Origin of the sequence: Pseudarthrobacter sp. 902506025, from assembly GCF_040702325.1 — a bacterium.
Lineage (GTDB): Bacteria > Actinomycetota > Actinomycetes > Actinomycetales > Micrococcaceae > Arthrobacter.
The window spans coordinates 1-13,583 of record NZ_JBFBKW010000012.1; the positions used below are offsets into that span (position 1 = coordinate 1).

General features: G+C 64.6%; 13 protein-coding genes. 6 read left to right on the top strand and 7 right to left on the bottom strand.

Going from position 1 to position 13,583, the window contains the following annotated elements:
- The first annotated feature begins 138 nt into the window (after positions 1-138).
- Together AB0280_RS18345 and AB0280_RS18350 are read left to right on the top strand one after the other, a co-directional pair.
- Positions 139-918 (top strand): isocitrate lyase/PEP mutase family protein, encoded by a 780-nt coding sequence (locus tag AB0280_RS18345; protein WP_366368247.1) that lies wholly within the window; start codon positions 139-141, stop codon positions 916-918.
- A gap of 61 nt (positions 919-979) precedes the next feature.
- Positions 980-1,789: a YqjF family protein gene (locus tag AB0280_RS18350; RefSeq protein WP_366368248.1), complete on the top strand. Its 810-nt coding sequence runs from the start codon at positions 980-982 to the stop codon at positions 1,787-1,789.
- A 31-nt stretch (positions 1,790-1,820) separates the two neighbouring features.
- On the opposite strand, the gene AB0280_RS18355 is transcribed toward AB0280_RS18350, so the two are convergent.
- A complete protein-coding gene (locus tag AB0280_RS18355; RefSeq protein ID WP_366368249.1) occupies positions 1,821-4,253 on the bottom strand; it encodes a Tex family protein in 2,433 nt (810 codons plus the stop codon).
- A gap of 130 nt (positions 4,254-4,383) precedes the next feature.
- On the opposite strand from AB0280_RS18355, the gene AB0280_RS18360 reads away from it, so the two are divergent.
- On the top strand, positions 4,384-4,701 hold the full coding sequence (locus AB0280_RS18360) for a hypothetical protein (protein ID WP_141157959.1): 318 nt from the start codon (positions 4,384-4,386) through the stop codon (positions 4,699-4,701).
- A gap of 234 nt (positions 4,702-4,935) precedes the next feature.
- On the opposite strand, the gene AB0280_RS18365 is transcribed toward AB0280_RS18360, so the two are convergent.
- The 4 genes from AB0280_RS18365 to AB0280_RS18380 all read right to left on the bottom strand — a co-directional run bounded on the left by AB0280_RS18365 (position 4,936) and on the right by AB0280_RS18380 (position 9,653).
- A complete protein-coding gene (locus tag AB0280_RS18365) occupies positions 4,936-6,006 on the bottom strand; it encodes an alkene reductase (protein WP_366368251.1) in 1,071 nt (356 codons plus the stop codon).
- Positions 6,007-6,301: 295 nt separating this feature from the next.
- The gene (locus AB0280_RS18370) at positions 6,302-6,853 is read right to left on the bottom strand and encodes a hypothetical protein (RefSeq protein WP_366368252.1); all 552 of its coding nucleotides are present in this window, start codon (positions 6,851-6,853) and stop codon (positions 6,302-6,304) included.
- 209 nt (positions 6,854-7,062) lie between these two features.
- Positions 7,063-7,719: a DUF6318 family protein gene (locus tag AB0280_RS18375; protein ID WP_366368254.1), complete on the bottom strand. Its 657-nt coding sequence runs from the start codon at positions 7,717-7,719 to the stop codon at positions 7,063-7,065.
- Positions 7,720-7,925: 206 nt separating this feature from the next.
- On the bottom strand, positions 7,926-9,653 hold the full coding sequence (locus AB0280_RS18380; RefSeq protein ID WP_366368256.1) for a purine-cytosine permease family protein: 1,728 nt from the start codon (positions 9,651-9,653) through the stop codon (positions 7,926-7,928).
- 185 nt (positions 9,654-9,838) lie between these two features.
- Between AB0280_RS18380 and AB0280_RS18385 the strand changes: the two genes are divergently transcribed.
- Both AB0280_RS18385 and AB0280_RS18390 read left to right on the top strand, forming a co-directional pair.
- A complete protein-coding gene (locus AB0280_RS18385) occupies positions 9,839-10,273 on the top strand; it encodes a pyridoxamine 5'-phosphate oxidase family protein (protein ID WP_159632792.1) in 435 nt (144 codons plus the stop codon).
- A gap of 19 nt (positions 10,274-10,292) precedes the next feature.
- Positions 10,293-10,751 (top strand): very short patch repair endonuclease, encoded by a 459-nt coding sequence (locus AB0280_RS18390; protein WP_366368257.1) that lies wholly within the window; start codon positions 10,293-10,295, stop codon positions 10,749-10,751.
- Between the two features lie 138 nt (positions 10,752-10,889).
- Here AB0280_RS18390 and AB0280_RS18395 read toward each other — a convergent pair whose 3' ends face one another.
- Positions 10,890-12,116 (bottom strand): glycoside hydrolase family 26 protein, encoded by a 1,227-nt coding sequence (locus AB0280_RS18395; protein WP_366368259.1) that lies wholly within the window; start codon positions 12,114-12,116, stop codon positions 10,890-10,892.
- Between the two features lie 236 nt (positions 12,117-12,352).
- On the opposite strand from AB0280_RS18395, the gene AB0280_RS18400 reads away from it, so the two are divergent.
- Positions 12,353-12,763, top strand: coding sequence for an Hpt domain-containing protein (locus tag AB0280_RS18400; protein WP_159632795.1), 411 nt, complete (start codon positions 12,353-12,355; stop codon positions 12,761-12,763).
- Here AB0280_RS18400 and AB0280_RS18405 read toward each other — a convergent pair.
- A complete protein-coding gene (locus AB0280_RS18405) occupies positions 12,736-13,500 on the bottom strand; it encodes a response regulator transcription factor (RefSeq protein ID WP_275181819.1) in 765 nt (254 codons plus the stop codon). The genes AB0280_RS18400 and AB0280_RS18405 overlap by 28 nt on opposite strands.
- Between the last annotated feature and the right edge of the window lie 83 nt (positions 13,501-13,583).

A 13,583-nucleotide genomic window follows, 5' to 3' on the forward strand; every position in this document is an offset into this window, starting at 1 on the left:
CCCGGCACACCGGCCTTCATCCCCCCACCCCACATCGACCCCACCCAAACACCCCAACAAAACCACTACTTCAAACCACCCCCGCCACCCCACCCACCACGCGAAGAGTGTCCAAAGACAGTCCGTTAGGCTTCACCCATGACCGAAAACAGCAGCGCAAAAGCCTCCGAACTTCTCCGCCTCCACCAGGCCCCTGAGATCCTCCAGGTGGTCAACGTCTGGGATGCCATCACAGCCAAAGTCATCACGGACATCCCGGGAACCACTGCCCTGGCAACGGCAAGCCACTCGATCGCCGCGACGCTGGGCTACGAGGACGGCGAGAACATTCCCGTCGACGAGATGGTCAGCTTTGTGGGCCGCATCGCCGCCGCCACCCACCTGCCGGTCAGCGCTGACCTTGAGTCCGGCTACGGGAACCCTGGGGAGACAACCCGGAAGGCCATCGGAGTCGGAATCGTTGGCGCCAATATCGAGGACCAGATGCGCCCGCTCGAGGACGCGGTGAACCAGATGGCAGCCGTTGTGCATGCCGGCGCTGCAGAGGGAATCGACTTCGTCCTGAACGCGCGGACCGACGCCTTCCTCAAGGGCAAGGACCGGGACCCCGAAGACGTTCTTGCGGATGCCATCGCGCGGGGCAAGGCCTTCCTGGACGTCGGTGCCACCACGGTCTTCGTCCCCGGCCTTTTGGACGAGCCCACGGTGACTGCCCTGGTGGAAGGCATCGGCTGGAACAAGGTCTCGGTCATCAACGTTCCTGGGTCCCTGCCGCCGGCGACGCTGCAGGAACTGGGCGTGGCCCGCATTTCGTATGGTCCCTGGACGCAGAGGGTGGCGCTGACTGCCCTGGCTGACACGGCTGCGAAGCTTCTCGCCGGTGGCCAGCTTCCCGAAGACACACGCCCGCTGAACTGAGAGCTGCGGGGCGGAAACCAGGAGCTTCGTCATCCAAACCGAGCGAAGGAGTGGGAGGACCTTGACCGGGAACCTGTATGCCGCGGGAGTGTGGCCGCGGCCGCCGGCACTTCCAAGGCCGGTACTTTCCGACCAGCGGTGGCTTGATGCCGTCTTCCTTCACTGGCGCATTCCGGAGGCCACTGCCGCGGCGTTCATGCCGGACGGGGTTCAACCCGATGTGTTCGACGGCAGTTCCTGGGTTGGCCTGATCGGCTTTCGCATGGAGCAGGCAGCGCTTGGGCGAGGCCCCGGCATCCCGTATCTGGGGAGCTTCAACGAGGTGAACGTCCGGCTTTACTCCCGCGAGCCGGACGGCACCCGCGGAGTGGTGTTCCTGAGCCTGGACGCAGACCGGCTGCCCGTTGTCCTGGCGACCCGCGCTGCCGGGATTCCCTACATGTGGTCGCGCATCCGGCAATGGCCTCCCTTTCCGGGGTACGGCGGTGGACGGCAGCACGCCACCGGCGCGGCCGGAACACCCGGCGGCCAGACTGGATCTGCCGTTGGTTACTCCGTACGCCGGCTGGGCGCCACTGCCGCCCGCAGCAGCTTTGGGGTCATCCCCCAGCTGCACGCCGCGGCAGCCGACCCTTTGTCGATCTTCCTGACGGCCAGATACGGCATGCATGGCCGCTTCTACGGCAGAACCATCTACGTTCCAAACACGCACCACGAGTGGCCGCTCTTCGGCGCTGAGGTCCACCAGCTCAGCGATGGGTTGGTAGGAGCCGCCGGGATCGGTGTCAGCGGTCCGCCAGAGTCTGTCCTTTACTCCCCGGGAGTCCGGACAAGGTTCGGCAGGCCGCGCGTGCTGGAAACTACCGGCTAGAAACCTCGGTACCGCCAAAAGACCCGGTGGACTACTTGCCCAGGCCGGCCTTCCGAAGTGCCTCGGCCATGGCCGTGTTGACGGGTTGGGGTGCGGGGCTGGACCTGGCACCCCCACCGGACGCGCCTGATCCCTGCTTCCCCTGCTGTTGGCGATCCGGACGCCCGGCACGCTCGGTCTTTCGGCTCCCGGAATCGCGCCGGCCGGAACCTGAATCGCGCCGGCCTGGACTTGCCCCGCCGCCGGCGGGTTCGTCGTCGAGCCTCAACGTGAGCGAAATCCGCTTCCGCTCCGGGTCGGCCTCCAGTACCTTCACCCGGACCACCTGGCCGGACTTCACCACCTCGCGCGGATCGGACACAAAGCGGTTGGACAGGGCGGAAACGTGGACCAGGCCGTCCTGGTGGACTCCAACATCCACGAACGCCCCAAAGGCCGCGACGTTGGTTACCGTTCCTTCGAGAATCATGCCCGGCACCAGGTCCGAGATCTTCTCGACGCCTTCCGAGAACGTGGCGGCGGCAAAGGCGGGCCGGGGGTCACGCCCGGGTTTGTCCAGTTCAGCGAGGATGTCCTTGACGGTGGGCAGGCCGAACGTGCCGTCGACGAACTTTTGCGGGTCCAGGGAGGAGGCCGGGGCGGAACCGGCAGCCACGAGGATCTTCCTCGCCACGGCGTAGGACTCCGGGTGCACGCTTGATGCGTCCAGCGGCTCGGCTCCGCCGGTGATCCGGAGGAATCCTGCGCACTGCTCGAACGCCTTGGCGCCCAACCGCGGCACTTTCTTGAGGTCGGTCCGCTTGTTGAAGGGTCCGTGCTCGTTCCGGTACGCCACGATGTTTTCGCTCAGCAGGGGCCCAACGCCGGCAACCCGGCTCAGCAGCGCAGGCGAGGCAGTGTTGACGTCAACACCGACGGCGTTCACGCAGTCCTCCACCACCGCGTCCAGGCTCCGGTCCAGTTTCGACGCGGTCACATCATGCTGATACTGGCCTACACCGATGGACTTGGGATCGATCTTGACGAGTTCGGCGAGGGGATCCTGCAGGCGGCGGGCAATGGACACGGCACCGCGAAGCGAAACGTCCATTCCCGGCAGTTCAGCGGCGGCGAGCGCCGAGGCGGAATAGACCGACGCGCCGGCCTCGGACACCACGATTTTCTGGGGTTTCCGGTCCAACTCGGGAAGCAGCTTGATCAGTTCGGCAGCGAGTTTGTCCGTTTCGCGTGAGGCGGTCCCGTTGCCGATGGCCACAAGTTCGACGGCGTGCTGCCGCGCCAAACGCACCAAAGTGGCCAGCGCTTCGTCCCATTTCCGCGCCGGAGCGTGCGGGTAAACGGTATCGGTGGCCACTACCTTCCCGGTGCCGTCCACCACGGCGACTTTCACCCCGGTCCGCAGTCCCGGGTCGAGGCCCAGCGTGGCACGGTTTCCGGCGGGGGCGGCCAGCAGGACGTCCCTGAGGTTAGCGGCGAACACCCGGACCGCTTCGTCCTCCGCTGCGGCGAACAACCTGCCGCGGAGGTCGGAAGTGAGCCGTGCCAGCACGCGTGAACGCCAGGCCACCTGGGCTGTCTGCATCAGCCATGCGTCGGCGGGACGGCCACGGTCGGCGACCCCGAGGAACCTGGCAACTGCGGACTCGTAACGGGCGCGGGCGGCGGTCAGGGCGGCGTCGTCCGATGGGTCGGCTTCGGCGAGGTCCAGCTCAAGGACGCCGTCCTTCTCCCCGCGGAACAGCGCGAGCACACGGTGGGACGGCATCCGGTCCGGTGCCTGCGCGAACTCGAAGTAATCGGCGAACTTCTGGCCTTCGGCTTCCTTGCCCTTTTTGACGCGGGAGACCATCCGGCCCTGCGTCCACATCCTGTCCCGCAGGTTTGCGGCGAGGTCAGGGTCCTGCGCCACGCGCTCCACAAGGATGGCCCGGGCACCGGCGAGCGCGGCGGCGGGGTCACCGATGGCGTGGTCACTGTTGAGGTACTTCCCCGCCTCGTGTTCGGGGTCCAGGTCCGGCCGCTTCAGCAGCGCATCGGCGAGCGGCTCCAGCCCGGCCTCCCGGGCAATCTGGGCCTTGGTCCGGCGCTTGGACTTGAACGGGAGGTAGATGTCTTCTAGCCGCGATTTGGTGTCCGCGGCCAGGATCGCCTTGCGCAGTTCAGGCGTCAACTGGCCCTGCGCTTCGACCGCTTCGAGGACTGCGCGACGGTGGTCTGCCAGTTCGCGGAGGTAGCGCAGGCGTTCGTCGAGGTCACGGAGCTGGGTGTCGTCCAGCGTGCCGGTGGCTTCCTTGCGGTACCGGGCGATGAACGGAACCGTTGCCCCGCCGTCGAGCAAACCAACCGCGGCCTTTACCTGCCAGGCCTTGACCCCCAATTCGGCAGCGATCTGGGCGAAGATCGCATCGTCCTCCGATGCGCGGGAGGGGGCGGAGACAGCGGAAGGTGCAGGCAGTTGAGTCACCAGAACATCTTGCCTTACCGCGCTGCGGGGCTCCACCGGGCGCCGTGCGGATGGGGATTCAGCAGGGGACGGGAGGGTATTCCGCTGGGCCCGGCAAAGTGCTGTAGTGGACATGCCGTTACTGGCGCCCATGCTCGAGGAAGAGGCCATCATGCGGGAACTGCTTGTGGTGTTTCAGGAGGGATTCGATGAGGCTAACGTCACCGTGACCGTCAACGGCAAGGAGGTGCGGCGGGACCTTGGGATCTCGACCAATCCGCTGCTCGGCATCGCATCCGAGGTGTCCGTGGAGTTGCCGGCAAAGGGCGCACAGGTGGGAGTTGAGGTCACGAATCGGGGGTTGAAAGCCATTACCAAGGTCAGCGGGAAACCCAAGAGCGTGCTGGTTTCGATCGAGGATGGGCGCCTGCTGATGAAGGAAGGCACAGGCCGCGAGGCCGTTCTGTAGCTAACTTCCCAGGTGGCAAAACTGGCTCTGGTAAGAGTCCATTCGATGGAGTAGCATCTGATCACCGCCGGCTTCCAGTGGAGTCCGGCGGGCCACACAAGTCTTCAGCCGGGGGTCGTCGGATGGCCTCCGGCGCCGCTGTCCGGGACCAGCACCCCTGACAGCCAACGACGGCGGCACCCATGATGGGTGCCGCCGTCGTTGTTTCATCCGGGTTGGCCGGTGGGCCGCCACTTAGCCCTGGTACATCGGGTAATCCGTGTAACCGGTGGCGCCCTCCGCGTAGAACGTGGAGGCGTCGGGCTCGTTGAGCGGGAGGCTTTCCTTCCAGCGCCGGGCAAGGTCCGGGTTGGCGATGGCGGGGCGTCCCACCACAACGGCGTCTGCGTGGCCTTCCGCCACCAGGTTCACGGCTTCTTCGCGCGTGGTGATCACGCCGAAGCCGGTGTTCACCAGGAAGGTTCCGCCGAAGCGTGCACGAAGGTCCTGGACAAGTTCACCGGTGGGCTCGTGGTGCAGGATGCTCAGGTATGCCAGGTTGAGCGGTGCGATGCTGTCCACGAGGACCTCGTAGGTGGCACGAACGTCAGCTGCGTCCGTCTCGGCGATGCCCTGCACGTTGTGCTCGGGGGAAATGCGCACACCCACGCGGTTCGCGCCAAGGGCTGCCACCACGGCGTTGATGGTTTCGATGACGAAGCGGGCGCGGTTTTCCGGTGATCCGCCGTAGCTGTCCGTCCGGACGTTGGAGTTCGGCGCCAGGAACTCGTGCAGGAGGTAGCCGTTGGCCGCGTGCAGTTCCACGCCGTCGAACCCTGCCTCGATGGCGTTCAGCGAAGCGTTGACGAATTCCTGGATGACCATGGGGAGTTCGTCCGTGGTGAGGGCGTGCGGCACGGGGTACGGCTGCTTGCCGGCCGGTGTCCGGACCACGCCGTCGATGGCTACGGCGCTGGGAGCGACGATAGGCAGCCCACCGGTGATGTCGGAGTGGGAAACGCGGCCGCCATGCATGATCTGCGCGAACATGCGTCCGCCTTCGGCGTGGACGGCATCGGTGACCGTCTTCCACCCGGCAACCTGTTCTTCGGTGACGATACCGGGCTGGCCCGGGTAGGCCTGGCCAGCCGGGGTGGGGTACGTACCCTCGCTGACGATCAGGCCCAGGGAGGCGCGCTGGCGGTAGTGCTCGGCCAGGAGCGGCCCGGGGATGCCTTTCTCACCCGCGCGGAGGCGGGTGAGGGGTGCCATCACCAGGCGGTTGGGAAGTTCAAGTTCGCCGAGGGTGAGTGGGGAAAACAGCATGCGCAGTTCCTTTCGAAGGCTTAAGACGTACTGTCTTTGCCAACTGTGGGGCGCGTGCAACTATTCCGGACTTCCCCCGGTGCGACGGGGATCACAAGCTTCCTTCGGTCCCCGCGCTATCCCCCGACACCGGGGCAGCCCTGGCCCTGCGGATTTGCGTTGCAGTCGTCGGCATAGTTGCGGGTGAGCGAACGCCACACACTGATGCTTTGCGGCGGGGCGTTGAACTGGCCTTGACCGGGGATCGGCAGCGGCGGCCCGGAGTTCACCGAGTACGTGCCCTGGAACGAGGTGGTCAGGACAACCTGGAAATCGCCCGTGGAGGCATACGGCTGGTGCGGGTCTTTTCGCCCCACCGGTCCTGCGGCAACGGGCCGCCCATGGAAGGCTGCGGGCCGAAGACTGTGCCATCTCCGTAGTTCCACGTGTACTGCACAGGCGTGGCCACCACGTGGACTTTCTGGCCGAACATGGTGATGTCGAACTGCTGTTCAGCCGCTTCCGCGTAGAAATTCGTCTCGGCGCCCCGGAGGGTGTTGGGGCTGGGCTGGGCCACGACCGCCCCGGCATTGACAGGGAGGTTCTGGAACTGCCGCTGGATATCCGCGGCGATCCTGGGCAGGAGGTCCTCGGGCTTCGGATCGTAAAGGCAGGTGGGGCCCGAGTGATGCGCCCAAACAGCCCCTGGCACACCCCGGGGCCGCGACAGCCACATGACCGGAATGCCCTTGGCGCCGTCCTCACGGTCTTTGCAGTCGAGCTGGCGGGCTAGGCAGGGCGTATCGAAGTCGCCTCCGCCAAGATGGCACTGAAGTTCGTACTTGTATTCGTTGGGGTCGGTACTCACAGTGCCGGGAGGGACCGGAACAACAGATCCGGTCGAGGGATCTGACATCAGGTCGTCAGCACCAGCCTGGAGCCCAGTGTCCACGAAGCCAACGTCTACGGGAGGCTTGGGCTTGGAGTGGTCTTCGCCGAACGCAGGGCCGCCAAGGAGTAGAAGCGATAGCACGGACAAACAGAGCGCAAGAATCCCCCTATGTTCGGCGCGCATAGCTAGCGGATCAGGCTCAATTTGTTAATCGTCCAGCCCGCACTCCCGAATGAAGCGGTAGCCCGGCTTCCGGAGTTTGTGGCTGCTGTTGGTTCCTGATAGGGACTTCCATCTGCGTCCCGAATTACCAGTTCCTTTTGGATCACCTGCAAGGTGACATACGTCGATCCACCGGCAGGAGCATCGGCCGTAACTGCCGGAGTTTCTATTTGGCCGCCCGATATCCACTTCCCGTCGCTCCAGGCTGTTTCGATATTGTCGACCAGTCCTTTGCAGAAGAGGCAATCCGGCCCAGATAACGCAGACAAACGTTCGGTATCACCGGTTTCGTATCCATAGCTGAGGAGCTGGAACCAGTACTTAGCGAACGCTTCTGCACCTTCCTTCGTCTCCGTCTTAGCTACCTCGGGCAGCACGGGCACGGGAACGTTCTGGGCGGGTCCGGAGGCGTCGGCGGGCTTGTAGACGGCGCTCGGCGTTGGGGTGGGAGCGGCCGTGGCGCTGGCAGTAGGCTTTTCCTCCGCTACCTGGGACGAAGTGCCGCCCGGGCCCGGCGACCCTCCGGAGTTACAGCCGGACAAAGCGAGCGCCAAACCGACAACAAGGGCTGCTGCTCCCGACGGCACAGCGCGGGACGTAAAGGAGTTCTGTGATGTCATGGGCCGCTATTCCCCCAGTAGTTTCAAGACGGCTTGCTCCGAACAGTGCCTTAAGGGTAGCCCACGTCACAATTTGGCGATCAAACTTATCCACAGGCACCGCCCACAGTTCTACCACCGGGTCCGCCCGGCAAAAAGTCATAAAAGGAGCCGGTGCATAAAGTGCACCGGCTCCCCCGTCAATAAAGAATCAAGAAAACAAAACCCTACTTCTGTGCGGGCAGGACCAACTCCCCCGTCTTGTCCGTGGACAAGGCGAGCGACGAAACATACTGCGGGCCGCCGTCGGACGCGTCCTGTGCGGACCGCACCATGTCCGGCCGTTCGAACTCCAATCCCGTCACGTGGCACAGGAGCTTGGCGTCGCTGGGGTTCCCGTCGGCGTCGAACATGGGCAGGTCGATCCCGTCGTCGGTCCGGCGGAGGTAGTAGCGGCCGCGGGTCAGGACCGCGAGCGCCGGTGGCAGGACCAGCGCCAGCCCCACCGCGAAGATGGGCGAGTACGGCTGGATCGCAGTTCCAAATGCCCCGAAGAACACGGCAATCGAAACCCCTGCGGAGACCAGCATGGACACGAAGCCAACAGGGTTCACGGCGTACAGCATGCCGCGGCGGAACTCAGGCACCTTGGGGGAAATCTTGAGCAGGTACTTGTTGATGGCAATATCGGACGCCACGGTGACCACCCACGCCATGGCGCAGTTGGCATAGAACCCGAGGATGGTGTTGAGGAAATCGAACATGTTCGCTTCCATCAGGACCAGGGCGATCAGCAGGTTCACCACCACGAACACCATCCGGCCCGGGTAGGTCTTGGTGATGCGTGTGAAGGAGTTGGTCCAGGCCAGCGAGCCGGAGTAGGCGTTGGTGACGTTGATCTTGATCTGCGAGATGACCACCAGCACCACGGCCAGCGTCATGGCCAGCCACGCGGGCATCATCTCCTGGTACACGCCCAGGAACTGGTGCACGGGCTCATTGGCCGTGGCGGACGCGGCGGGATCCAGCGTGGCGATCAGGTAGATGGCGATGAACAGGCCCACGATCTGCTTGATGGCCCCGAAGATCACCCAGCCCGGGCCGGCCAGGATCACTGCGCGCCACCAGGCGCTCCGGTTGGCCTCGGTGCGCGGCGGCATGAACCGGAGGTAGTCGATCTGCTCGGCAATCTGCGCCATCAAGGACAGGCACACGCCGGCGGCGAGCATCACGGACGCAAGGTTGGGACCGCCGTCGCCCGTTGCTCCGGTGTAGGCGAAGAAGCTGTCGATGCTCTCCGGGTGCGAGACCAGCAGGTATCCCACAGGCACCACCATGAGGAGCAGCCAGAGCGGGGTGGTCCACACCTGGAGTTTGGCCAGCGTGTTCATGCCGTAGATGACCAGCGGGATGATGATCACCGTGGACGCGGCGTATCCCATCCACTGCGGAATGCCGAGCCCCAGCTCCAGCCCCTGCGCCATGATGGAGCCCTCCAGCGCAAAAAAGATGAAAGTGAACGTGGCAAAGACGACGTTGGTGACCACCGACCCGTAGTATCCAAAGCCCGAACCCCGGGTGATCAGGTCCAGGTCGATGTTGTAGCGCGCGGCGTAGTACGCCAAGGGAAAGCCGGTGGCGAAGATGACCACGGCCGCCACCAGGATTCCCAGGATCGCGTTGACCGTCCCGTAGGAGATGCCGATGTTCGCCCCGATCGAGAAGTCCGCCAGGTAGGCGATGCCGCCCAGCGCACTCGTGGCCACCACGCCCGCACTCCACTTGCGGTAGGACCGCGGCGCGAACCGCAGCGTGTAATCCTCCAGGCTTTCCTTGGTGGCGTTGAGGGCGGCAGTGTTGCCCGCCGTAGGGATTGCCGGAGAACGTCCGACGACGGCGGCACCAGCGGGTGCCGCCGGTTCCAGCAGTTGCGTTGTGTCTGTGTCGTTGCCCATTGGGTGCGTCGCTTTCGTTTGCCTTCAGCCGTCATGGCCCTGCGTGCGACGCTATCCAGCGGGAAATACAGCCCGGTCACAGACCTGTTTCCGAACTGTTAAGCCTTGACTGTGCTGTCATAAAGCGGAGGAAATGGGGCACAAAGCCTCTGGCGCATTTCTACTCCACGTAGAAGAATGGCCGCATGATGTTTGAACACGCGGACGGCAATCCTGTCCTGGAACTCGAAGATGAGCAGTCGTGGCGGCTTCTGGCGGCGACGCAGCACGGCCGGCTGGTGGTCTCCGTCGCAGGGGAACCGGACATCTTCCCGGTGAATTACGTGACCTCCAACCGGAAGCTCTACCTGCGCACAGCACCTGGAAACAAACTGGCGCAACTCACAATCAACGCCAAGGTGCTGTTCGAAACCGACGGCATCCTGTCGCAGGAGGCCTGGTCCGTTGTCCTCCGGGGGACGGCAAGGGTCCTCAGCAACTCGGACGAGCTCGCTGCCATCGAAGAACTGGGCCTGAAGACCTGGGTCCCCACGCTCAAGGACTTCTACGTGGAGATCGACCCAACCTCCGTCAGCGGCCGGCACTTCGTGTTCGGCGAACAGCCGGAACGGGAGATCTAGGCCCTCCTAGACTGGAAGGATGCCGGACGACTCCAGCGCTGCCAAGCCCACTGCAGACAAACTCACTCCTGCGCAGCGCAGCTGGAACATGTCCCGGATCCGTGGGAAGAACACCAAACCCGAGCTGCTGGTGCGGCAGCTGCTGCACGCCAGGGGCTACCGGTACCGGCTGCACGGCAGGTCCGGCAGCACCAGGCTGCCAGGCAATCCTGACCTCGTCTTCGCCTCCCGGCACAAGGTGATCTTCGTCAACGGCTGCTTCTGGCATTTCCACGACTGCAGGGTGGGTCTGCACGCTCCAAAAGCCAACGCCGAGTTCTGGGCAGCGAAACGGAGCCGGACCCGGGAACGCGACGCCGGCCAGCGCCGGAAGCTGGAAGACGCCGGCTGGGAAGTGCTGACGGTCTGGGAGTGCGAACTGAAGGATCGATCAGCACTCGAAGCCCAGTTGGTGCATTTCCTCGAAGCCGGCGCATGAAGGCTTGTAAACAGCCAATCTTGAGGAAATCTTTCGCTGCTCCGGCCACTGTCCTTGATCCTGGCGCGGCAGGATAAACGGGTTGCCGGCGATCAGGCAGCCGCCACTGACAGTTTCGGAGCAGCTATCCCCTATCCCCTAGCTTCTTCGAGCCAAAAGGGCGGACTTGAACGCCGACGCCGACGAGTCACTGCTGTTGATGCGCCAGTCTGTTTCCTTTTGCATATGGAACCAGACAAAGCCCATCACGTCCGGCTGGGCGGCAAGGTAGGACACCAGGTCCGTATTCCAGGTCGCTTTGGAACCTCCCAGTTCGCTGGACGCCGTTTCCGCGACCAGCACGGGTTTCCCGGGGGCCAGGGTGCGGAGCTGGGAGATGCCGGGGCCGAGGAGGTCCACGGGGGAAACCCAGCTGCTCCAGGTTTGCGAGGTGCCCCAGTTGTAGCCGTCCAAGGCCACGATGTCCGCGTAGCCCGGGCCCGGGTACAGGCCTGCCAGGTCAGTGGAGCCCCAGTACGGCACGTTGGGCGACCAGACCCACTGGACGTTCGCGGCGCCCGTGCCGGCAACGACGTCGTGCACGTGCCGCCAGGCGGCTACGTAATCTCCGGCCTGGTTACCGTTCACGCCTTCGGCCCAGGGATACCAGTTGCCGTTCATCTCGTGGGCGAAGCGCAGCATGACCGGTTTGCCCCATGCCGCGAGGGACTGGCCCCACTGGCTGATGTACCCGTCGAAGTCCCCGGCAGTAATCCGGGCCAGCGAAAACGCCGGCTGGTTGACGCCACCTCCCCAAGCCCACGGCTCCCAGGTAACCAGGGGCGTGGCTCCGCGGGAGCGGACAGCGTCCAGCTCAGTGATGGGCGGGGGCTGCAGGAAATCCTTGTAACTCATCACGATGGAAGGGATTTCCCCGGACACGGTGGCAACCTCGTCCAGTTCCGAACTGGCCAGGGGTCCCCCCGGCGTTGCCGCTCCAAAGCGCAGGGCGGCGGAACTGATGGCCGGTGCCGGTGCGGGCGCCGGAGCCGGCGCCGCCTGGACCACGAATGTGGCGGATGCCTTGATGGACGACGTCTTGGCGGTGATGGTGAGGTTCCCGGTGGCCGCCGCCGGAATGGTGATGCCTGTGCTGAATGCACCCGTCGAGGTTGTTTGGAACGCGAACGTGGTGGACCCGACGATCACGGTGCCTGTGGTGGAGGCCCTGAACCCGGTTCCGGCGATCGTCACGGCGGAACCGGCCGGTCCGGAGGTGGGATTGAGCGAAACTTGCGGTGACGTGGCTGCTGCGCTGGCCGGCTGGATGACGGAAACCGCCAATCCAACCCCGATTATGAGCGCGACAAATAAGGACCTAAGCATTCGGAACACGGCAATCTATCCCCAGATTGAGAGGCGGCCGCGGCCGCCGGTGGCGTCAATGCAGAAAGCACTGGCCTTGATTTTATGGGCAAAAATCCGCACTCCCATCAAGAAAACCACAATTCTTGCCGAGTCTTCTGCGAGGTCCTGGGAACAGTCCTAACCTGAAAAAGAGCAAGCGTTCCGGGCTCAGCGCCCAGATTCCCGAGTCTACAAAACCAGCAGAAAGGAGTGTCATGAGCACATCAGATGATGCCCCCAGGCCGCTGGTAGACCAGTCCGTCCTGGACCGGCTGCGGGACGAACTCGAGGAGGAGGAAGGCTACAGCCGCGTCTTCGTGGGGAACTTCATCGAGTACCTGCCCCAGCGGCTGGGCCGGTTGCGGCTGGCCCTGACCACGGGGGACCTGGAGGGCTCCATGGACGCGGTCCTCAGCCTGAAGACGTCAAGCCAGATGGTGGGAGCAGAGCGCCTGGCCGGACTGGCTTTGGAGCTGGAGAACGAGATCCGGGCCGAGGCGCGCCACGCAGACATGGCGGTGGCGCTGCCCAGGCTGGCCGCCACCTATCTGCGGCCCATCACCCAGTGCAGCAGGCAGACCATGCACCGGCTGCAGGCTCAGTGCTGCCCCGGGGCCAAACGGTAGCCCACCCCGCGAACGGTTTGCAGCCACCGTGGCTGCTGCGGTGAGTCGCCCAGCTTTTTGCGCAGGTTCCCCATGTGGACCTCCACGGAACGTTCGTCTGCTTCGCTGATGTAGCTGCCGACGTCGTAATCCTCGTCGCGAAGCCGCCGCACCAGGTCGGACTTGGTCCTGACCGTCCGTCCTGCTTCCAGGAGCGCGTAAAGGAGTTCGAACTCCGTACGGGTCAGGTTCATCTCTATGCCGTCAACGGTGACGGTGCGGGAGGCGTAGCTGAGCTCCAGGCCGTTGTGGGTGAAGTTTCCGCGCTCCGGATGGGCCGCGCTGTCCGCGGAGGCATCCACCGAAACTTCGTGCGGGTCAGGAACGGACCGCGGCCGGCGCATCATGGCCGCAACCCGGGCGCGGAGCTCCCGCGGGCGGAACGGCTTGGTGAGGTAGTCATCGGCCCCCGATTCGAGCCCGATCAGGGTGTCCAGTTCCTCGGTGCGCGCCGTCAGCATCACGATGTACGCATCCGAGAACTCGCGGATCTGCCGGGAGACTTCAAAGCCGTCGATGTCCGGCAACCCCAGGTCCAGGGTAATGACATCGGGATTAAGGCTCTTGGCCATCAGGACGCCCTCGGCGCCGCCGCTGGCGACGGTTACCTCAAATCCAGCCTGGGTCAGCACAGTGCGAACCAGTTCCCGAATGTCGTGGTCATCTTCGATGACCAGACCCACACGTGCCTCACTCATAGAGCCCCCTCAGTGCCAACGTCTGAAGTATAGCTGGCTGCGGATATCCTGCTGGTATGGTCCCGCACACCCCCACATCCGCG